Annotated in this window: 18 protein-coding genes; 13 read left to right on the plus strand and 5 right to left on the minus strand. The window is 60.6% G+C overall.

Going from position 1 to position 21,666, the window contains the following annotated elements; all coding sequences use genetic code 11:
- Nucleotides 1-94 precede the first annotated feature (94 nt).
- The 4 genes from araD1 to IHQ71_RS18565 are packed head-to-tail and all read left to right on the plus strand — an operon-like array spanning nt 95 to nt 4,646.
- On the plus strand, nt 95-1,090 hold the full coding sequence (gene araD1, locus IHQ71_RS18550; protein WP_258157922.1) for an AraD1 family protein: 996 nt from the start codon (nt 95-97) through the stop codon (nt 1,088-1,090).
- A 36-nt stretch (nt 1,091-1,126) separates the two neighbouring features.
- Complete coding sequence (locus tag IHQ71_RS18555) at nt 1,127-2,560, plus strand: aldehyde dehydrogenase family protein (RefSeq protein WP_258157923.1); 1,434 nt, start codon at nt 1,127-1,129, stop codon at nt 2,558-2,560.
- A gap of 52 nt (nt 2,561-2,612) precedes the next feature.
- The gene (gene araD, locus IHQ71_RS18560; RefSeq protein WP_258157924.1) at nt 2,613-4,352 is read left to right on the plus strand and encodes an L-arabinonate dehydratase; all 1,740 of its coding nucleotides are present in this window, start codon (nt 2,613-2,615) and stop codon (nt 4,350-4,352) included.
- 54 nt (nt 4,353-4,406) lie between these two features.
- Nucleotides 4,407-4,646, plus strand: coding sequence for a type II toxin-antitoxin system Phd/YefM family antitoxin (locus tag IHQ71_RS18565; protein ID WP_258157925.1), 240 nt, complete (start codon nt 4,407-4,409; stop codon nt 4,644-4,646).
- A gap of 206 nt (nt 4,647-4,852) precedes the next feature.
- Here IHQ71_RS18565 and IHQ71_RS18570 read toward each other — a convergent pair whose 3' ends face one another.
- Both IHQ71_RS18570 and IHQ71_RS18575 read right to left on the minus strand, forming a co-directional pair.
- Nucleotides 4,853-5,572 (minus strand): MBL fold metallo-hydrolase, encoded by a 720-nt coding sequence (locus IHQ71_RS18570; protein WP_258157926.1) that lies wholly within the window; start codon nt 5,570-5,572, stop codon nt 4,853-4,855.
- Nucleotides 5,572-6,801 carry an ROK family transcriptional regulator gene (locus IHQ71_RS18575; RefSeq protein WP_258157927.1) on the minus strand — a complete coding sequence of 410 codons (1,230 nt, stop codon included), beginning with the start codon at nt 6,799-6,801 and terminating at the stop codon, nt 5,572-5,574. Before IHQ71_RS18575 ends, IHQ71_RS18570 begins: the two co-directional genes overlap by 1 nt.
- A gap of 237 nt (nt 6,802-7,038) precedes the next feature.
- Between IHQ71_RS18575 and IHQ71_RS18580 the strand changes: the two genes are divergently transcribed.
- The 5 genes from IHQ71_RS18580 to fba all read left to right on the plus strand — a co-directional run bounded on the left by IHQ71_RS18580 (nt 7,039) and on the right by fba (nt 12,225).
- On the plus strand, nt 7,039-8,079 hold the full coding sequence (locus IHQ71_RS18580; RefSeq protein ID WP_258157928.1) for a substrate-binding domain-containing protein: 1,041 nt from the start codon (nt 7,039-7,041) through the stop codon (nt 8,077-8,079).
- Between the two features lie 156 nt (nt 8,080-8,235).
- On the plus strand, nt 8,236-9,552 hold the full coding sequence (locus IHQ71_RS18585) for a sugar ABC transporter permease (RefSeq protein ID WP_258157929.1): 1,317 nt from the start codon (nt 8,236-8,238) through the stop codon (nt 9,550-9,552).
- Nucleotides 9,553-9,566: 14 nt separating this feature from the next.
- Complete coding sequence (locus IHQ71_RS18590) at nt 9,567-10,367, plus strand: ATP-binding cassette domain-containing protein (protein WP_258157930.1); 801 nt, start codon at nt 9,567-9,569, stop codon at nt 10,365-10,367.
- Between the two features lie 365 nt (nt 10,368-10,732).
- A complete protein-coding gene (locus IHQ71_RS18595; RefSeq protein WP_258157931.1) occupies nt 10,733-10,957 on the plus strand; it encodes a hypothetical protein in 225 nt (74 codons plus the stop codon).
- 203 nt (nt 10,958-11,160) lie between these two features.
- On the plus strand, nt 11,161-12,225 hold the full coding sequence (fba, locus tag IHQ71_RS18600) for a class II fructose-bisphosphate aldolase (protein WP_258157932.1): 1,065 nt from the start codon (nt 11,161-11,163) through the stop codon (nt 12,223-12,225).
- 53 nt (nt 12,226-12,278) lie between these two features.
- Here the strand turns inward: fba and IHQ71_RS18605 are convergent, their stop codons facing one another.
- A complete protein-coding gene (locus tag IHQ71_RS18605) occupies nt 12,279-13,559 on the minus strand; it encodes a low temperature requirement protein A (protein ID WP_258157933.1) in 1,281 nt (426 codons plus the stop codon).
- A 62-nt stretch (nt 13,560-13,621) separates the two neighbouring features.
- Nucleotides 13,622-14,290: a class II aldolase/adducin family protein gene (locus IHQ71_RS18610; RefSeq protein ID WP_258157934.1), complete on the minus strand. Its 669-nt coding sequence runs from the start codon at nt 14,288-14,290 to the stop codon at nt 13,622-13,624.
- A gap of 174 nt (nt 14,291-14,464) precedes the next feature.
- Between IHQ71_RS18610 and IHQ71_RS18615 the strand changes: the two genes are divergently transcribed.
- Genes IHQ71_RS18615 through IHQ71_RS18625 form a run of 3 tightly spaced genes read left to right on the plus strand, consistent with a single transcriptional unit; the run spans nt 14,465 to nt 19,990 of the window.
- Nucleotides 14,465-15,211, plus strand: coding sequence for a hypothetical protein (locus IHQ71_RS18615; RefSeq protein WP_258157935.1), 747 nt, complete (start codon nt 14,465-14,467; stop codon nt 15,209-15,211).
- Nucleotides 15,204-16,649, plus strand: a complete 1,446-nt coding sequence (locus tag IHQ71_RS18620; protein WP_258157936.1) for a DNA polymerase Y family protein — start codon at nt 15,204-15,206, stop codon at nt 16,647-16,649. Before IHQ71_RS18615 ends, IHQ71_RS18620 begins: the two co-directional genes overlap by 8 nt.
- Nucleotides 16,646-19,990 (plus strand): error-prone DNA polymerase, encoded by a 3,345-nt coding sequence (locus IHQ71_RS18625; protein ID WP_258157937.1) that lies wholly within the window; start codon nt 16,646-16,648, stop codon nt 19,988-19,990. The genes IHQ71_RS18620 and IHQ71_RS18625 overlap by 4 nt, the downstream gene beginning before the upstream one ends.
- Nucleotides 19,991-20,002: 12 nt before the next feature.
- Here IHQ71_RS18625 and IHQ71_RS18630 read toward each other — a convergent pair whose 3' ends face one another.
- On the minus strand, nt 20,003-20,182 hold the full coding sequence (locus IHQ71_RS18630) for a DUF2735 domain-containing protein (protein ID WP_258157938.1): 180 nt from the start codon (nt 20,180-20,182) through the stop codon (nt 20,003-20,005).
- A 387-nt stretch (nt 20,183-20,569) separates the two neighbouring features.
- Here IHQ71_RS18630 and IHQ71_RS18635 point away from each other — a divergent pair, with 387 nt between their 5' ends.
- Nucleotides 20,570-21,610: a glutamine synthetase beta-grasp domain-containing protein gene (locus tag IHQ71_RS18635; protein WP_258157939.1), complete on the plus strand. Its 1,041-nt coding sequence runs from the start codon at nt 20,570-20,572 to the stop codon at nt 21,608-21,610.
- Nucleotides 21,611-21,666 lie beyond the last annotated feature (56 nt).

A 21,666-nucleotide genomic window follows, 5' to 3' on the forward strand; every position in this document is an offset into this window, starting at 1 on the left:
GGCCAACCGCCCCACCTCACGAATGCTCCTGCCATGAAATTCGGGATCTCGTGTCCCGTCTCGGGCCGGGCATGCCATCGAAAGGAATAAGAAAGTGCTGATTTCGCAGATCAGAGATAACTCGGGTGCCATCACCGTCGCCGTCCGCGAACAGGGCGGAGAAGCCCGCGCCGTGAAGAACGCACCGAGCGTCTACGCGCTCGCCATGGAAGCCGCCGATAGCGACAAGTCGCTGGCCGATATCATTGCCGCCCATGGTCTCGGCGATGTCGTGGACCTGACCAAAGCCCGCGACGAGGGCCGTTTCCTGCCGCCGATCACCCATCCCGATCCGGCGCATATCCACCTGACCGGCACCGGCCTTACCCATCTCGGCTCGGCCGCGACGCGCGATTCCATGCACAAGAAGACGACGGAAGCTGCCGAGGAGACGCTGACGGACTCGATGAAGATGTTCCGCATGGGTCTTGAGAACGGCAAGCCGAAGCCGGGCGAGAGGGGCGTACAGCCCGAATGGTTCTACAAGGGCAACGGCACGCAGGCCGTCGCGGGCGAGCAGCCGTTGACCTCCCCCTCCTTCGCGCTCGATGGCGGCGAAGAGCCGGAGATGGCGGGCATCTATGTGATCGGCAAGCACGGCGCGCCGTTCCGCGTCGGATTTGCCGTGTCCAACGAATTCTCCGACCACGTCACCGAGCGGATCAACTACCTCTATCTCGCCCATTCCAAGCTGCGGCAGGCGAGCTTCGGCCCGGAAATCCGCATCGGCGCTCCGCCGGAGGATATCCGTGGCACGTCGCGCATCCGCCGCGGTGACAAGGTGATTTTCGAAAAGCCCTTCCTGTCGGGCGAGGCGAACATGAGCCACACCTTCGCCAACCTCGAATACCATCATTTCAAGTACAGCTTGTTCCGCCAGCCGGGCGACATACATGTGCATATGTTCGGCACCGCAACGCTTTCCTTCGCCGACGGCATCAAGCCGGAAGCCGGCGACGTCTTCGAAATCGAGGTCCCCGAATTCGGCATGGCGTTGCGCAATCCGCTTGCGATCGCGTCAGAGGAAGATGCTACCGTCCGCACACTTTAAGGGCTCTCACCCTTCAATCCTGACCAGGAGATACAAATGGCACTTCACCAGAACCTGATCGCCGGCGAATGGACCGGTGGTGATGCTATCCCCAACATCAATCCGTCCGACACCAATGAAATCGTCGGCGAATATGCCCGCGGCACCGCCGACGACATGAAGAATGCCATCGCTGCCGCGAAGGCGGCCTTCCCCGCCTGGTCGCGCTCGGGCATTCTCGAACGCCATGCGATCCTCAGGAAGACCTCCGACGAGATTCTTGCCCGCAAGGACGAACTCGGCGCGCTGCTATCGCGCGAAGAAGGCAAGACACTTCCCGAGGGCATCGGCGAGGTCATCCGCGCTGCCCAGATCTTCGATTTCTTCGCCGGCGAGACGCTGCGCCTGACCGGCGAAACCGTGCCCTCGGCACGCCCGAATATCGGTGTCGATATCACCCGTGAGCCGATCGGCGTCGTCGGCATCATCACGCCGTGGAACTTCCCCATCGCCATTCCGGCCTGGAAGATCGCGCCGGCGCTCTGCTACGGCAACACCGTCGTCTTCAAGCCGGCCGAACTGGTTCCTGGTTCCGCCTGGGCGATCGTCGATATCCTGCACCGTGCGGGCCTGCCCAAGGGCGTGCTCAACCTTGTCATGGGCAAGGGCTCGGTCGTCGGCCAGGCGATGCTCGACAGCCCCGATCTCGCGGGTCTCACCTTCACCGGCTCCCAAGGCACGGGCAAGCGCGTGGCGCTGGCCTCGATCGAGCATAACCGCAAGTTCCAGCTCGAAATGGGCGGCAAGAACCCCTTCGTCGTGCTCGACGATGCCGACCTTACCGTTGCCGTCGAAGCTGCCGCGAACTCCGCCTTCTTCGCCACCGGCCAGCGTTGTACGGCATCCTCGCGCATCATCGTCACCGAAGGCATCCATGACCGCTTCGTCGAAGCGCTGACGGCGCGGCTCTCGGGCCTCAATGTCGACAACGCGATGAAGCAGGGCACCCATATCGGCCCGGTCGTCGATCCCTCACAGCTCAAGCAGGACGAAGACTATATCGAGATCGGCAAGCAGGAAGGCGCCAAGCTGGTCATCGGCGGCAATCGCGTCGAACGCGAAACGCCCGGCTACTATCTGGCCCCTGCCCTGTTCACCGAGGCGACCAACCAGATGCGCATCTCCCGCGAGGAGATCTTCGGGCCAGTGGCGTCAGTCATCCGCGTCAAGGATTACGACGAGGCGCTCGCCACCGCCAACGACACGCCGTTCGGCCTGTCATCCGGCATAGCCACAACCAGCCTGAAATATGCCACCCATTTCAAGCGCAATGCCGAAGCCGGCATGGTGATGGTCAACCTGCCGACCGCCGGCGTCGATTTCCATGTGCCGTTCGGCGGCCGCAAGGGCTCGTCCTTCGGCTCCCGTGAACAGGGCAAATACGCAAACGAGTTCTTCACTACGGTGAAGACCGCTTACACGCTGGCATGATCAAAGTGCCCAGGTGCTGGCACCGGGGCCACTCTATCAAGGACGACGACGCATGAAAAAGAAGGCGGAATGGCCGCGCAGACTGAGATCGCAGGAATGGTATGGCGGCACGAGCCGTGATGTCATTTATCACCGCGGCTGGATGAAGAATCAGGGCTATCCGCACGACCTGTTCGACGGGCGTCCGGTGATCGGAATCCTCAACACCTGGTCGGACATGACACCGTGCAACGGCCATCTCCGCGAGCTTGCCGAAAAGGTGAAGGCGGGCGTTTGGGAAGCCGGCGGCTTCCCGATGGAAGTGCCGGTATTCTCGGCATCCGAAAACACCTTCCGTCCGACGGCGATGATGTACCGCAATCTCGCCGCACTCGCGGTCGAGGAGGCGATCCGTGCCCAGCCCATGGACGGTTGCGTGCTGCTGGTCGGCTGCGACAAGACCACGCCGTCGCTGATCATGGGAGCCGCATCCGTAGACCTGCCGTCGATCGTCGTCACCGGCGGGCCGATGCTGAACGGCTATTTCCGCGGTGAACGCGTCGGCTCGGGCACGCATCTGTGGAAGTTCTCCGAAATGGTCAAGGCCGGCGAGATGACGCAGGCCGAGTTCCTCGAAGCCGAAGCCTCGATGAGCCGCTCGTCGGGCACCTGCAACACGATGGGCACTGCCTCCACCATGGCATCCATGGCCGAGGCGCTCGGCATGGCGCTGTCGGGCAATGCCGCCATCCCGGGGGTCGATTCCCGCCGCAAGGTCATGGCGCAGCTCACCGGCCGCCGGATCGTCCAGATGGTCAAGGATGACCTGACGCCATCGGACATCATGACGAAGCACGCCTTCGAAAACGCCATCCGCACCAATGCGGCTATTGGCGGCTCCACCAACGCCGTCATCCACCTGCTTGCCATGGCGGGCCGGGTCGGCATCGATCTGACGCTTGACGACTGGGACCGTTGCGGCCGCGACGTGCCGACCATCGTCAACCTGATGCCGTCGGGCAAATACCTGATGGAAGAGTTCTTCTATGCCGGCGGCCTGCCCGTGGTGCTCAAGCGTCTCGGCGAAGCGGGTCTCCTGCACAAGGACGCGATCACGGTCTCCGGCGAAACCGTCTGGGATGAGGTCAAGGACGTCGTCAACTGGAACGAAGACGTCATCCTGCCGGCCGAAAAGGCGCTGACCCAATCGGGCGGCATTGTGGTGCTGCGCGGCAACCTCGCGCCCAAGGGTGCGGTGCTGAAGCCATCGGCCGCGTCGCCGCATCTGCTGACACATCGCGGCCGGGCCGTGGTGTTCGAGAATATCGACGACTACAAGGCCAAGATCAACGACGACAATCTCGACATCGACGAGACCTGCATCATGGTCATGAAGAACTGTGGTCCGAAGGGCTATCCCGGCATGGCCGAAGTCGGCAATATGGGGCTTCCCCCGAAAGTGCTGAAGAAGGGCATCACCGACATGGTCCGCATCTCCGATGCGCGGATGTCCGGCACCGCCTACGGCACCGTCATCCTGCACACCTCGCCGGAAGCGGCGGTCGGAGGACCGCTCGCGGTTGTTCGGAACGGTGACTTCATCGAGGTGGATGTGCCCAACCGTCGCATTCATCTCGACATCTCGGAAGAGGAAATGGCGCGCCGGTTGGCGGCCTGGCAGCCCAACCATGATCTGCCGACATCGGGCTATGCCTGGCTGCACCAGCAGCATGTCCAGGGTGCCGACACCGGTGCCGACCTCGACTTCCTCAAAGGGTGTCGTGGAAATGCTGTCGGCAAGGATAGCCATTGACGTTGTAGGCAAGCGCGGCCAATTTGGTCATATATGACCACTGTCGGAACGCACATGTCGCGAGTCAGCTTGAAGGATGCAAGAGCCGGGTTATCTGTCCTGATCGATCAGGCCAGCAAAGGGGAATTCGTGACGATCACGCGTCACGGAAAGCCTGCGGCAGTGCTTGTCGGCATCGAGGCCGCCGAGGCGGCACGAAAGGCGATGCATAGCGAAAGGCCCAATTTCGGCGAGTATATCATGCGATTTCCTGGGGGCATCGACCTCGACCGCAGCCAATCGAAGATGCGCTAACGACAACTCTCAATTTATGCCCCTTGAAATAATTCCTATCCGCACCATATAGTGTTCAACGATGTCATAATTCCTTAACCATATGGGTTTATGAACATCAGTATTCGATTTTCCAGTGACCACGGATGTACTGGCACTGTAGAGGATCGGATGTCGGAGAGGTCAGGCTGAAATCGCCTGGCCTTTTTGTTTTCTAGCCAGCGAGTTCACCCGCCTTTCGACGCGATATAATCACGCGCGACGCGCTGCATCTGCGCACAATCCATCACCACTCCGTGTCCGGCGTAGACCGTACCCACATCGAGTGACGCCAGCCGGCGCATCGTGCGAAGATAGGTCTCGACATCCGCCCCGGGAATATCGTCGACGAGCCCCTCGTCGTAGATCGCATCGGCGCTGAAGAAATCGCCATTGCGCTCATCGAGCAGCGCGATCGAGCCAGGTGAATGTCCCGGCAGGTGAAGCACGGTGAACTTGCGATTCCCCAGATCGACCGCGTCACCTTCATCGAGGAATTCCGTTAGCGGTGCTGGCGTCAGCGCGTAATTCGCGATCGTCCAATCCAGCGCGGGTAATGCCGTGACCGGCGGCTCGATTTCAACGAATGCCGATGCCAGCGTGCCTGCATCGTCCATCTCGGCAAAGGTATGCGCCTCGATCCGGTGCCCCGCACGGCGCTCATATTCGTGGAACGAGCCGACATGATCGACATGCGCATGCGAAGCGATCGCCAACACAGGATGGCCCATTGCCGGCGAGACCTCCGTCAGACTCCGGACGCCGACACCGAAATCGAGCTGGATATCGAAATCGCGGCCCTCGATCCGATAGAGATTGGCTCGGAAGAACCCATGCACATGCGGTTCGGTGAACCGCGTGATTCCGGGTGCCAGGACGGTGGTTTCGAACCAGGGCTTGATGAGCATCACCCGGCTCGCAAGGGCATTTCCCCCACGCTGGGAATATTGCCATCGAGGAAAATCAGTGCGCTCATCAGGTTGCCGGCCTTCGTTAGCGCCACGTGGTCGGGCTCCTCGTCGATGACGCTGATGGGCACCGGCAGGCCATAGCTCGGATTGTCGAGCGTCCTGGCAATACTGTCCTTCATCAGGTCCATGAACTGCACGCCTGGCCCGGCGAACACCAGCGGAATCGGGTCGAACATGCTGAAGAGATTGGAGAGCCCAGTGCCGATTGCCCGACCGGCCTCATGAAACGCCTCGCGCTCGGGACCATCCGCGGCGCGCGCCTTGTTGGCCAGCGCCTCCAGTTGGGCAGGCGTAGGCTCTTCTGCCAGCATCTTGCCGATATCTTCCCCCATCGCCGCGCGCCAGATCGAATGTTGCCCGGCATAGGCTTCGATGCAGCCGTGCCGGCCGCAGCGGCAAAGTGCGCCATCCGGTTTGTAGCACATATGGCCGAATTCGACCGCCGACGAGGCGATGCCGGAGAACAGACGGCCGTTGAGATAAAGCCCCATGCCGATGCCGATGGTCATCAGCACGGCTGCGAAATTCGGGCCGTAGCGTTCGGGCGCGCGCCAGCGCAGCGCTTCGGCGATCATGTTGCATTCATTGGCAAGCTCGGTGGGCGCGCCGAATTCGCGTTCCAACGCAGCACCGATCGGTATGTCGCCCACATCGATCACCGGCGAAGACAAGAAGATCTTGCCGTCGCCATCGACAATGCCTTCGACGCCAACGCTGATCCGCGCCAGCGGCCCGATTTCATCGCGCTGGTCGTCGAGCAGCGACCTGAGGGTGCCGATCATCGAAGAGATGAGTTCGTCTGATGTCATCGCCTTGGTCTTGACCGCGTCCGTGCGCGAGCCGAGGAGATTGCCCGAATAGTCATAGATATCGGCGCTGATCATGTTCAGTGCCAGCCGCATGATGGCGATAGATGCATAGCGCGGATTGGGAAGTAGCCGCACCTGCGGCCGCCCGCGCCGTTGGCCAATGGGCTCGCCGACCTGCTCGGCGGTCAGCACGTCGCGCTCCATCAGGCTGTTGGTGATGACCGTCACGGTGGAAGCCGACAAGCCCGTCGCTGCACTGAGTTCGGTACGCGACAGGTTTCCATTGCGGCGCAGCGCCATCAGAATACCGAACTGGTTCTGGCGGCGCACGTCATCAGGACGCACGATAATGCTCACAGGCAGGCTCCTCCCGCGAAGGCCTGCTGCGGTGCAAAATAATCTTTGCAACGCAACAGCTTAGGCCTCCATCAAAATCCATCTTGACACAGGTTGCATTGTGCGTCACTACTTTTTTCGAACCTCGAAAAAAAGAGGCTCAGGAGCGGCCAGACGAGCCGGATGCGTAGGTAAGAGGACAGCATCCGGGCCACGCGGCCAAATTTTGTTGATGCGATTCCGCATCGGGAGGACAAGATGAAGAAATTAGCAATCGCGCTCGCCAGCGCCGTATTCGTGATGTCTGCCGCGGGCGCTGCCCTGGCCAAGGACAAGACCATCGCCGTATCCTGGAAGATCTTCCAGGAAGAGCGTTGGAAGACCGACGAAGCCGTCATCAAGAAGATCGTCGAAGCCAATGGCGACAAGTATATTTCCGCTGACGCCCAGGGTTCGGCCGCCAAGCAGCTGACCGACATCGAATCTCTGATGTCGCAAGGCGCTGACATCCTGATCATTTGCCCTTGGGATTCCGAAGCGATCCTGCCGGCAGTTGAAAAGGCCGCCTCGGAAGGTATTCCGATGATCGCCTACGACGTGCAGATCGAGCATCCCTCGGTTCTCTACATGACCTTCAATAATGTCGGCGTCGGTCGCCTGATGACCGAAGAGCTGCTGAAGGTGAAGAACGAAGGCAACTTCGCCATCATCAAGGGCGACCCAGGCGATCCGAACGCCACCTTCCTTCTCCAGGGCATGATGGAAGTACTCAAGACGCAGATCGACGCCGGCAAGATCAAGATCGTTGCCGAAGCGTCGTCGGATGGCTGGAAGCCGGAAAATGCCCAGAAGAACATGGAACAGATCCTGACGTCGAACGACAACAAGATCGACGCCGTTCTTTCCGAGAACGACGGCATGGCCGGCGGCGTCGTTGCCGCGCTTCAGGCACAGGGTCTCGCGGGCGATGTTCCGGTCACCGGCCAGGACGGCGACAAGGCCGCTCTGAACCGCGTTGCCCAGGGCACTCAGCTCGTGTCGGTCTGGAAGGACTCCCGCGAACTCGGCAAGCTCGTTTCCGAAGCAGCTCTGATGCTCGTCGACGGCAAAACCTTTGCTGACATCCCGAACGTGACGAAGTTCAAGGACGGCGCCCGCAAGGTTGAAGTCGACGCTGTTCTGCTGACCCCGACCGCGATCACCAAGGACAACCTGAACCTCGTCATCGACGCAGGCTGGGTTGACAAGGCCACGGTTTGCGCAGGCGTCGCAGCCGGCGCGGTCGCAGCTTGCAACTAAGCTGACGGCAGGTCCTGAATAAGCGCGCCGCCCTTTGCAAAGAGGGCGGCGCGTTTTACAAGTGATGACACGACTGGCGCCGTCTCTGCGGGGAGCGGCGCAGGCAAGAACGAAAAACAGGGATGAGCAATCCCGAAACCGAGGGGAGTGCGCCGCATGAGCAACGCGCAAGTATCCAGTGGCCCGGCCATACAGGAAGAAGGTGCTGTAAAAACCTTCCTCAGAGCGACGGAAATCGACACGCGCATGCTGGGCATGATCGGCGCATTGATCGCGATCTGGGTCGGCTTCAATGCCTATGGCTATTTCATCAACGGCTTCGGCGCCTTCCTGACCTATCGAAACCTGTGGAACCTGTCCGTCCAGACATCGTCCATCACGGTTATGGCCACGGGCATGGTGCTGATCATCGTGACCCGGAACATTGACCTCTCGGTCGGCTCGATGCTCGGCGTGACCGCCATGTTGATGGGCGCGCTACAGGTCTGGGTCCTTCCGACCTATCTCGGCATCGGCCATCCCGCCATATGGATCATCACGGTCATCTTCGGATTGATCGTCGGCTGCGCCATCGGCTCGTTCCAGGGCTATCTGATCGCCTATCTGGAGATTCCATCCTTCATTGTCACGCTTGGCGGCATGCTCGTCTGGCGCGGCGCGGCGTGGTGGGTCGCCCGCGGTGAAACGATTTCGCCGCTCGACCAGACCTTCGTTCTTATCGGTGGCGGTCCATATGGTTCGATCGGGGCGATGGCGAGCTGGATAGTCGCGGTCATCGCCTGCGTCGGCATCATTTTCATGATCATGAACGCACGGCGCCAGCGCGCCCGCTTCGGCTTTCCCATGCGCCCCGTCTGGGCCGAATACCTGATCGGCGGCATGAGCACGGTCATCGTTCTCGGCGCCACCTGGATCATGAACAGTTACTACTGGCCGAAGGGTATCGTTCGCAACTACGCCAAGGCAAACAACCTCGATCCCGCAGTGCTGGGCGATATCGGCCATGGCTGGGCTATTCCCGTACTGATCGCGCTTTTCATCGTCATGGCAATGACATTCGTCACGACGCGCACCAAGTTCGGCCGCTATGTCTTCGCCATGGGTGGCAATCCTGAAGCGGCCGATCTCGCCGGTATCAACACCAAGCGACTGACGATGCTCATCTTCTCGCTGATGGGTGTGCTGGTCGGCATCTCCGCCTGTATTTCATCGGCACGCCTGACGTCATCGACCGTGGCGCTCGGTCAGTTCGACGAACTCTATGTCATCGCCGCTGCCGTCATCGGCGGTACGTCGCTGGCCGGCGGCTCGGGTACGATCTACGGCGCCATGATCGGCGCGCTGATCATGCAGTCACTCTATTCCGGCATGGTGCTGATCGGCTTCGATGCGGCGATCCAGGCCATGGTCGTCGGTATCGTACTCGTACTCGCCGTCTACATCGACACCGTCTATCGCAAGCACGCCAAGTAAGGGAGGGTCGTCCAATGGAAACAGTCGCAACGTACCAGAAGCCCTCCGGCACCCCGCTTGTCGAAATGCGCGACGTCTCGATCGCATTCGGCGGCATCAAGGCGGTCGACCATGCCTCGGTCGACCTTTTCCCCGGCGAAGTCGTGGCACTTCTCGGCCATAACGGCGCCGGCAAGTCGACCCTGATCAAGGTTCTCTCCGGCGCCTACCAGCGCGACCACGGCGATATCCTGATCAATGGCGAGACGGTGGAGATCAACAATCCCCGTCATGCCAAGCGCCATGGCATCGAAACCATCTACCAGACGCTCGGCCTGGCCGATAACGTCGATGCCGCCGCCAATCTCTTCCTCGGCCGCGAGATCCTCACTAAGTGGGGCACGCTCGACGACGTGGCGATGGAAGCCGAAGCCCGCAGGGTCATGGGGCGGCTCAATCCGAACTTTCGCCGCTTCAAGGAGCCGGTAAAGGCTCTCTCCGGCGGTCAGCGGCAATCGGTGGCGATCGCGCGCGCGATCATGTTCAACGCGCGCATCCTGATCATGGACGAGCCGACGGCAGCGCTCGGACCGCAGGAGACGGCTCAGGTCGGGGAACTGATCAAGCAACTCAAGGCGGACGGTATCGGCATCTTCCTGATCAGCCACGATATCCATGACGTCTTCGATCTCGCCGATCGCGTCTCCGTCATGAAGAACGGCAAGGTCGTCGGCTACGCGCGCACCCAGGATGTGACCAAGGACGAAGTGCTCGGCATGATCATCCTCGGGAAGGTGCCGCCGGGCGCCGTGCCCGGTCCGGGCGCCATGGTCTGAGCGACGCGGAAATCCAGTCAGAAGGGGCGCGGCATTCCTGTCGCGCCCTTTTCTTTTTCAAGGGCCGCGAATCACGCAGCGAATATTCATACTTTCTTAACCAAGGGCATCGTTCGACAGTTCGATTTCATACTGCGCTATGCAACTGAATCGATTTTATCCGGCACTCCACACCTATATGACCGCCTAAGGGTTGCATTAGCGGCACGATCGGTCATCCTGTTCCCTGGAGGAAACTCGTATGACTCATACGCTGGGGGAAATGGCAAATCCGGTAGATCATTAAATTGCATCATATCGGCACAAAGATTTCTTAGAAGGTTTCAGGCAATCTCCCGATAGTACGGGTTGCTCTGGAGGGCACGATGATCTTCATGACCGCGCTTGCCACGGGTCTGTTTACCGCGATGCTGCGATCGGCTTTTGCCGTTATCGCCGTATCGTTCATGATCGCGCTCGCCTTCTTCGCGGCCTTCCTGATTTCCGGCGCGGGGATTTACACCTTTCTCGTATCGGTCGCCGGTTTCAACGCCGGGCTCATCGCCCTCGGCGCCGGCTACATGATCAACGCCTCGGCCACCTCGAACTGACTTAGGCATTCGCGCCCGCGATCTCGTGATCGCTTCGCCTCCGGCGCCAAATTTGAACATCCTAATTTTGCTAAACGATTGAAAACAGCGCGGTGCCATTGACCGCGCCAGAAGTTGCGGCAATATCGAGCCGCGGCCCTTCAGGGCACGCATCGGTGCCGAACCCGCCGTCAAGGCGGGAACGAAAAAGGGAAGGAATTCGGATGGCGCGTATCACACTCAGGCAATTGCTCGATCACGCCGCGGAACACAGCTATGGCGTTCCTGCATTCAATATCAACAACATGGAACAGGGTCTGGCGATCATGGAGGCCGCAGCCGCGACCCATTCGCCGGTGATCCTGCAGGCGAGCCGCGGCGCCCGCTCTTATGCCAACGACATCGTACTCGCCAAGCTGATCGACGCGCTGGTGGAACTGCATCCTGACATTCCGGTTTGCATGCATCTCGACCATGGCAACAACGAAGCCACCTGCGCGACCGCCATGCAGCACGGCTTCACCTCAGTGATGATGGATGGCTCGCTGAAGGAAGACGGCAAGACGCCTGCTGACTACGACTACAATGCCGGCATCACCCGCCGCGTCACCCAGATGGCCCATTGGGGCGGTGTTTCAGTCGAGGGTGAAATCGGCGTACTCGGCTCGCTTGAGTCAGGCGAAGGCGAGCAGGAAGACGGCCATGGTGCCGAAGGCGTGTTGAGCCACGACCAGTTGTTGACTGACCCCGAACAGGCCTCGCAGTTCGTGCGCGAGACCCAGGTCGATGCGCTGGCCGTCGCCATGGGCACGAGCCACGGCGCCTACAAGTTTTCCCGCAAGCCGGATGGCGCCGTGCTCGCCATGAGCGTGATCGAGGAAATCCATCGCCGCCTGCCCGACACCCACCTCGTAATGCACGGCTCGTCCTCGGTGCCGGAGGATCTGCAGGAAATCATCAACAAGTACGGCGGCCAGATGAAGCCGACCTGGGGCGTGCCGGTCGAGGAGATCCAGCGCGGCATCAAGCACGGCGTGCGCAAGATCAACATCGACACCGACAACCGCATGGCGATGACCGGCGCGATCCGCAAGGTGCTGACGGAGAACCCGTCGGAATTCGATCCGCGCAAATACCTGACGCCCGCCATGGCGGCGATGCGGAAGCTCTGCGCCGAAAGGTTCGAAGCTTTCGGCACCGCAGGCAATGCCGGGAAGATCAAGGTGCTGCCGCTTTCGGAGATGGCCAAGCGCTACAAATCGGGCAGCCTGGCACCGAAGATCGCCTGATATATCCCGGACGAATGACATTGCGCGGCTGCCTCGGCGGCCGCGCTTTCGTTTCAATGCACCGTACCACTCTTCTCGAGATCACGCTCCAGCGCCTCGGCCTGATGCCTGTGGCCGAGAAATTCGTACCCCACGACAGTGACGATCGGCGCGAACATCAGGACGATCAGCGCATAGGTGAGATTGATGCCGGCCGCGGCCGCCGCGATCGAGACCGCAAAGACCACCAGCGTCGCGGCAATGAGCCAGACGTGGAAACGATCACCTTCCTGCACCATGTAGGTGTAGAGCGCGTAGATTGCTCCGACATAGACCAGCACCGGCAGGGCGACAGTCATTAGCGTCGCCACCGCCCCGATATGGGCCTTTTGATCGATGTAATAGGCCGCGACATGCAGGCCCGCGCCCGTCGCCACGATTGCGGCGAAGATGATCATGTGGCTATAGCCCCAGATGAATGAACGCTCGCGATGCACATGCAGCACATGGGCACTCGGGATGGTGTAATACATCCACCACATGGCGAAGGTCAGCCCCACGCCCGCGATGCAGACGAGTCCCGCATCCATGGTCCAGCCCTTGCCATCGACCACCGCCGACAGGCTCGCCACGGTGCCGACCACGCCCTCGCCCAGCGCGATGATGGCCAGCAGGCCGTAGCGCTCGACGATATGGTGCGCGTGCCACGGCGTGCCGCCGAACTTTCGCTCGGCGATATACGGCCCCGCCATTTCAACGACGACGAGGGCAGTAGCCATGATGAAGGTCACCAGCAGCGAGAAATCGATAAAAATCAGCACGATCCAGCCGATCTGCGCAATGGTGATGGCCACCACATAGGCCATGCAGGCCTGGCGTCGGCTCGGATCCTGCCTTGCGGCGCGCAGCCACTGGAAGATCAGCGCCACCCGCATGATGACATAGCCCAGAACCATGATGCCATTGTCGAAATGGCCGCCATGTTCGATCGAGGCAAACATGCGCGGCAGGCCGATGGCCAGCACGATGACGCCGATCATCTGCACCATGGTGACGACACGGAATATCCAGTCGTCGGTATCATAGGCCGAGGCGAACCAGGAGAAATTGATCCAGGCCCAGCAGATGGCGAAGCAGGCGAAGCTGAAACCCGTAATTGCCGTGAAATAATGCCCTTCGGCCAGGGCATGGGCAAATTGCGAGGCAGCCAGTCCGAAGGCGATGACGAATGTCAGGTCGAAGAGCAGTTCGAGCGGGGTTGCCGTCCGGTGCTCCTCATGGGGATCGCGGCCGCCCATCTTCGTGACGTGGTGATGAAGTTCTTCCGGTGTCGGCGGCTTTGGGCTGGACGGCATTGCACTCCCCTCGTGATCCCTGAAGGTGAGTTAACGAGGCTCGCGCGAGAACGTCAAGCCGGTCAGGCGCTTGCCTTCTCCCGTATCGACTGGTGGCCATAGGTGCCGAAGCTTTTGGCGACACCCGCGATCTCGTCATCGGCCAGGAGGACCGGCCCGCCGATCAGCAGCGTGTGGTAATATTGCTTGGCGATGGTCTCCAGTTCCACCGCCGCCCACATGGCTTTCTCCAGGCTCGAACCGGTGGTGAGCATGCCGTGATTGGCCATCAGGCAGGCGCTGCGTCCTTCGAGCGCCTTGATCACATTGACCGACAGTTCCTGGGTTCCGTAGCGCGCATAATTGCACACCCGGACATCGTTGCCGCCAAAGGCCGCGATCATGTAGTGGCAGGCGGGGATCGGCTTGCGCGCCATGGCGAGGATGGTGGCGAAGGTCGAATGCGTATGCACCACCGAATTGACCTCGGGCCGCGCGCGCATGATGTCGAGATGGAACCGCCATTCCACGGAGGGCTTCTTCGGCCCATCCCAGACACCATCGGTGCTGGCGAGCGAAAGCGACGCGATCATGTCAGGGGTCATCTCGTCATAGGGGATGGAACTCGGGGTGATCAGCATCCGGTCGCCATGCCGCACGCTGATATTGCCCGATGTGCCCTGGTTGAGCCCTGTCGCGTTCATCTGGCGGCAATGATCAATGATGGATCGGCGGATTTCCAGTTCGGACATGATGCTTCCTCGGCGCATGATTTTGAGATCGTTTCCGGCAACATAGGACAGTTGTCCGATCACGGCATCTCAATTTTCGCGAGTCACGTCGGGATTCCAACAAGTTACCGTAATGACTCTATTTTCCTGGATTCGAGTCTTGCTAATGTTCTTCTTTTGTTCTAATTTTTCCACATGTCTCATTCTTTCGATCCAGTGGCGTTGCGTTTGGTGCGGGTGACCGAAAAGGCCCCGCCCGATACGACATTCGAAGGGTTGAGGGCCTCGATCGCCTCGGCGCCGCTGGTCGAGGTGATGCCGGCGGCCTATGGCGATCATGTCTCGGCACTCGGCTTTTCGCTCGCCTGGGCGCTGATGGCATCCGAGGGCGGACTGATCTTCTGGGCCGCGCCCGAACAGGATTTCTTCGAGGACGGCCTGCCCAATGCCGAAGGCCTCGCGCAGTTCGGCATGCCGCTCGACCGGCTGCTGCTGGTGCGGGCGCAATCGCAGAAAGAGGCTCTCTGGGCCACCGAACAGGCGCTTTCGACGCCCGGCATCATCGCGCTCTGCGCCATCACGCCCTCGAAGAAGGGCGTCGGCCTGACCGAAACCCGCCGGCTGCTGCTGATGGCCGAACATTACCGAACCCGATGTCTGCTGCTCAGGCTCGATGCGGCCGGATCGAGCGCCGCCCGCGCCCGCTGGCGGGTCGCGGCGGCCCCGAGCGAAGCGGAGGAGGACGAACTTGGCGCCCCTAGTTTTTCAGTCCATCTGGCCCGCAATCGCGCTGGGCCTCACAATCTTGATTTCAATCTTCGCTGGAGCATTCACGATCATGCTTTCCACCTCATGGAAAAACGGCACGAGCTCACGCTGGATGGCGGTGTGGCTCCCGAGGCTCCCCTCCGACCGGTTGATCCGATCCCGCAAAGTGCCTGACGGCATCCCGCTCGTCGTCTATGCCAAGCAGGGCAACGCCTATACGATCACCTCGCTCGACCGCCGCGCCTCCGCCGCCGGCCTCAAGGTCGGCATGCCGCTCGCAGATGCACGCTCGATCCGGCCTGACCTCACGGCATGCGAGGCCGACGAAGAGGCCGATGCACTCCTCCTCGACCAGATCGCGGCATGGTGCGACCGCTATTCGCCCATTGTCGTCAAGGATCCGCCGCATGGCCTGTTGATCGACATAACCGGCTGCGCGCATTTGTTCGGCGGCGAGGCGGCCGTGCTGTCCGACATCGGCAAGCGTCTGGCCCGTCAGGGTTTCATATCGAGGACCGCGATTGCGCCGACATCCGGCGCCGCATGGGCGCTTTCGCGTGCCGGCCATTGCCATCCGGTGGAAGAAGAGAACCTTCGCGAGGCGCTTTCGCCGCTTCCCGTCACCGCGCTCAGGCTGGCACCGGAAGCCGTCTCGCTGCTGCGACGGCTCGGCTTGGAGACGATCGGCCAGATCATCGATGCGCCGCGCAAGCCTTTCTCGGCACGGGCAGGCAAGAATGCCATGCTGCGGCTTGATCAAGCCCTGGGACGGATGCGGGAGGCACTCTCCCCTCGCCGCCCGCCGCCGGAACAATTTGCGCTCAGACGCCTCGTCGAACCCATCCTCAGCATGGAAGCCGTGATGACGGTAACCGGTGCGCTCGCCGGCGAACTTTGCGGCAGCCTTTCGGAAAACGGCACCGGCGCCAGGCTCTTCCGGCTCAACCTCTTCGGCGTCGATAACCGGACGCGGGAACTGGAACTCGGCCTCAGCCGGGCGGAAAACGATCCCACGATCGTCACGAGGCTGCTGGGCGAGCGGCTGGCCCTGACGCCGGAAGCGCTGAATGCGGAATTCGGCTTCGATGCGCTCCGGCTCGAAGCCCATGAGATCATGCCGATCGTCTTGCGGCCGATCGATCTCGCGCCCGTGTCCTCGCGCGATGAGGAAGCCGAAACGCGGCTGATCGACCGCCTCGGCATCCGGCTCGGCGATGCCAGCATCGGCCGCCCCTCGATCCGGTCCGTCCATGCCCCCGAACGGACCAACCGTTGGGTGAAGGTGCCCGTTGCCGCAAACCAGATTGCTCTTGCGGAAGACGGCGTGATCCGCCGGCCTTTGACCCTGTTCCGCAAGGCCCAGCCGGTCGATGCCATTTCCCCCATGCCGGACGGACCGCCCAAGCGCTTCACTTGGCGGCGCATTCCTCATGACATCGTGCGCGCCGAAGGCCCTGAACGCGTCGCGCCCAATTGGCTGCGCGCGCCTGACGATCGCGCGCGGGATTACTATCGGGTCGAGGACAGGGAAGGCCGACGCTTCTGGCTCTATAGCGAAGGGCCGCGAAACGGCGTCACGCCGCAATGGTATCTGCACGGGCTTTTCCCATGAGCCGGTTTTTCGAACTCTGCACGACCACCAATTTTTCTTTTCTCCGGGCTGCATCGCATCCCGAAGAATTCGTCGAGCGCGCTTGGGAGCTCGACTATGCCGGCATCGGCATAGCCGACCGGAACACGCTTGCCGGTGTGGTGCGCGCCCATGCCAAAGCGAAGGAAATGTATGCCGAGGCGAAGAAGGAAGGAAAGAGCCACAGCGTCAAGCTCGCGATCGGCGCAAGGCTGGTTTTCCGCGACGGCACGCCTGATATCGTCGTCTATCCCAAGGACCGGGAGGCCTATGGGCGGCTGACCCGGCTGCTCACCATCGGCAATCGCCGTGCGCCGAAGGGTGAATGCTTTCTGGATTTCTCCGATTTCCTCGACCATGCCGAAGGCCAGCGCGCCATCGTCATCCCCGACATGCAAACCGGTGCTCTGCCCGACAAAACGCTGCGCGCGACGCTCCAGGCCGTTCAGGCCAAATGTCGCATAGTCTGGCTTGCCGCGCGCTTCATATTCGACGGCGAGGATCACCGCCGTCTCAGGCTTCTGAGCGATCTCGCATTTTCGACCGGCGCGCGCCTCATCGCCACCACGGAACCGCATTGCCACGTACCGGAACGCCGCGCACTGCTCGACGTCATGACCTGTATCCGGGAAAAGACCACCCTCGACGAAGCCGGTCGCCTTCTTGCCGCCAATGCCGAACGGCATCTGAAGCCGGCAGAGGAAATGGAACGGCTCTACAAAATGGCGCCGGGCGCCGTGGCCGAGACTGTGAGGTTCGCGAGCAGGCTTGGGTTCTCGCTGGATGACCTGAAGTTCAATTATCCGCTGGAACTGGTGGAAGGCCATCCGAATGCCCAGGCGGCACTCGAGGACATGACGTGGAAAGGTGCGGCAAAGCGCTATCCCGACGGTATTCCGGATGGCGTGCGGACATCCCTCGAACGCGAACTCGAAATTGTCAGAGACCTCAAATACGCGGCCTACTTTCTCACTGTCGCCGATATCGTGCGGTTTGCCCGTTATGAAGAGGGCATCCTCTGCCAGGGACGTGGCTCCGCAGCCAATTCATCGATCTGCTATTGTCTCGAAGTGACAGAGGTAAATCCGGCCGAGAACACCCTTCTTTTCGATCGCTTCATCTCGACGGAGCGTAATGAGCCGCCCGACATCGACATCGACTTCGAGCACGAAAAGCGTGAGAAAGTGATCCAATATGTCTTTAATAAATACGGCAACCGGCGGGCTGCTCTTACCGCGACCCTAATCTGCTATCGTCAGCGCAGTGCCCTTAGAGATGTCGCCAAGGCCTTCGGCTATTCCGAGGACCGGATCATGGCAATCTCGCGCACCCTGCATTGGTGGTCGAAGGGCATCAAGAAGGAAGACCTCAAAGCACTTGGGCTCGATCTCGACGACAGGAAACTGATGACCTGTCTGCGGCTGGTTGACGAACTCAAGGATTTTCCGCGCCATCTCTCTCAGCATGTCGGTGGCATTGTCATCACGAATGATAACCTCGATGAGATCGTCCCGATCCAGAATGCCCGGATGGATGACCGCATCGTCGTCGAATGGAACAAGGACGACCTGCAGGTTCTCAATATCCTGAAGGTCGACATGCTGGCGCTCGGCATGCTGACTTGCCTGCGCAAGGCCTTCGATATGGTCAATGCGACCTATCCGGATTGGTCGCCGGAGAAGAAGACACTCGACCTTGCCACTCTGCCGAAAGAGGATCCGGCAGTCTATGGAATGCTTTGCCGTGCGGATTCGATCGGCGTCTTTCAGGTGGAAAGCCGGGCTCAGATGTCGATGCTGCCTCGGCTAAGGCCGGAAAAATTCTATGATCTCGTTATCGAAGTGGCGATCGTCCGGCCCGGGCCGATCCAAGGGGGCATGGTGCATCCCTATCTCAAGCGCAGACAGGGTATTGAGGAGGTCACATATCCTTCTAAAGCTCTCGAAGCCGTTCTCGAACGCACACTCGGCGTGCCGCTGTTCCAAGAGCAGGCCATGCAGATCGCCATCGTCGGAGCAGGCTTTTCGCCGCCGGAAGCCGATAAGCTTAGGCGTGCCATGGCCACCTTCCGGCGGGTCGGAACGATCAATCAATTGAAGGATAAGTTCATCGAAGGCATGATATCCAATAAATATGAGCGCGAATTCGCAGAAGCCTGTTTCAAACAGATCGAAGGTTTTGGCGAATACGGCTTCCCAGAGAGCCATGCCGCGAGTTTTGCGCTGCTGGTCTATGCCTCGTCTTGGCTGAAATGCCATTATCCGGATATCTTCGCGGCAGCACTCCTCAACGCCCAGCCCATGGGCTTCTATGCTCCAGCCGAAATCGTCCGCGATGCGGTCGAGCACGGGGTCGAGACCCGGCCTCCAGATGTTAATCACTCAACGTGGGACAATAGTCTTGAAGAAGGACAGGTCGCGGCTGAGAACCTGCATAAACGCCACATCTCCATGACCTATATGATCCAGTCCCATCATGCCCTCCGGCTTGGTTTCCGGCAGATCAAAGGTCTACGAGAGGAGGAGATCAACACTTTCGTCGCCAATCGCGGGGCGGGCTATGATTCCGTTCGCGATGTCTGGCTGCGGGGCGGGCTCGATGCCTCGACCATCGAGCGGCTCGCCGATGCGGATTGCTTCCGCTCTCTCGGTCTCGACCGGCGCGACGCGCTCTGGGCTGCCCGGGGCTTAAACCAGGTCGGCGGCCAGGAAGATCTACCGCTGCTTTCCAGGCCCAAAGCATACAATCTGGAACCCGATTTCATGCTGCCGTCCATGCTTATCGGCGAACATGTCGTGGAGGATTATCGCACGCTCGGGCTTTCATTGAAGAACCATCCGGTGGCTCTGCTGCGCGATGAATTCAGGGCGCGTGGTGCGATTGCCGCCGAGGAGCTGGTAAACATTCCGAATGGAAAACGTGTCCGGGTCGCGGGTCTCGTTCTCGTGCGGCAGAGACCGGGCACGGCCTCCGGCGTCATTTTCATGACGCTGCAGGACGAGACGCATGTTGCCAATATCGTTGTCTGGACGCGGATCTTTGAGCGCTTCCGGCCGGAAGTGCTGGGCGCGCGTCTCTGCGCCGTCGATGGTATTGTCCAGAAAGAGGGGGAAGTGATTCACGTCGTCGCCGAACGGCTGCATGATTACAGCCCCATGCTGGCGAAGCTATCCGGCAACGAATTCGAAATAGCCGCCATCAATGCCGATGAAGTACGCCGCCCGGTCGAGGCGGACAGTCGATCACACCCTCGTAATGTCAGGCACGATCTCAATTACAAGCCCGCGGCAAAGGTCATGCCGAAAGGCCGGAACTTCCATTAGGGAAGAGCGAATTCAGTGCTTGGGCTGGTTCGTGGTCTCGCGCATCGCGTCCACGTGATACCAAGCCGGCTCGAGCGCCTCGATCATTCTGTTGTCGAGTTGCGCGGCCATCTGATCGCGTCGCGCGGCCATGCGCGCATTGGTGGGAAACTGTATGATCTGGGCGCTTTCGCGCTTCTCATTCATCATCATTTTCAAATCGCCTCCGGGCAATGGTAACATCCATTCGCGTCACCCAACGCATATATACACTATTTCGTTTCCAATTGCACAAAAAAAATTCACCTTGCCTAAAATATAGGCAGTATTTTTATCCGCTTATGCCGCCAGCGTTTGCAGTGGCAGCGAGCAGGCACGGAAACTGCCTCGAAATAACGCAATTCCCGAGAACGGCTGGACAGAATGCCGCACCCAGGCCAACTGGCACGCCACATGCATCATCATGTGCGGCCCATGGAAGCCGGCTTGTCCGGCGGCTCGAATGTGATCCCGGCACCGGTTTTCGGAAGAGATCATGTTCAAACGAAGAAATAGATCGGGGAGCCAGGGAGGCTTCCACATACCTACGAGAGGTCTGAAATGACGAAATACAAGCTCGAGTACATCTGGCTCGATGGCTATACCCCGGTACCGAACCTGCGCGGCAAGACGCAGATCAAGGAATTCGATGCCTTCCCGACACTCGAGCAGCTTCCCTTCTGGGGCTTCGACGGCTCCTCGACCATGCAGGCCGAAGGCCGCAGCTCGGATTGCGTGCTGAAGCCGGTTGCGCTTTATCCCGATCCGGCCCGCACCAATGGCGTCCTGGTAATGTGCGAAGTCATGATGCCCGATGGCGTCACGCCGCATTCGACCAATGCCCGCGCCACGATCCTCGATGATGAAGGCGCATGGTTCGGCTTCGAACAGGAATACTTCTTCTACAAGGACGGCCGTCCGCTCGGCTTCCCCGAGCATGGCTACCCGGCGCCGCAGGGCCCCTATTACACCGGCGTCGGCTATTCCAATGTTGGCGACATCGCCCGCGAGATCGTCGAAGAGCATCTCGATCTCTGCCTCGAAGCCGGCATCAACCACGAAGGCATCAATGCCGAAGTGGCCAAGGGCCAGTGGGAATTCCAGGTGTTCGGCAAGGGCTCCAAGAAGGCCGCCGACGAAGTGTGGATGGCGCGCTACCTGCTTCTCCGCCTGACGGAAAAGTATGGCGTCGACATCGAGTTCCATTGCAAACCGCTCGGCGACACCGACTGGAACGGCTCGGGCATGCATTGCAACTTCTCGACCGAATATATGCGTACGGTCGGCGGCAAGGCCTATTTCGAGGCGCTGATGGCCCAGTTCGACAAGAACCTGATGGAGCACATCGCCGTCTACGGTCCGGATAACGACAAGCGCCTGACCGGCAAGCACGAAACCGCCCCGTGGAACAAGTTCTCCTACGGCGTTGCCGACCGCGGCGCTTCGATCCGCGTGCCGCACTCCTTCGTCAAGAACGATTATAAGGGCTATCTCGAAGATCGCCGCCCGAATTCCCAGGGCGACCCCTACCAGATCGCTTCCCAGGTCCTGAAGACGATCTCGGAAGTTCCCCTCGCCGGCTCAGCTTCGGCTGCGGCATAAGACTTTTCTTTCGTGGCGCGGCCCGCAATGTCCGCGCCACGATTGCGTCCGGCCCC

Origin of the sequence: Rhizobium sp. TH2 (assembly GCF_024707525.1) — a bacterium.
In the GTDB taxonomy this organism is placed as follows: domain Bacteria; phylum Pseudomonadota; class Alphaproteobacteria; order Rhizobiales; family Rhizobiaceae; genus Rhizobium_E.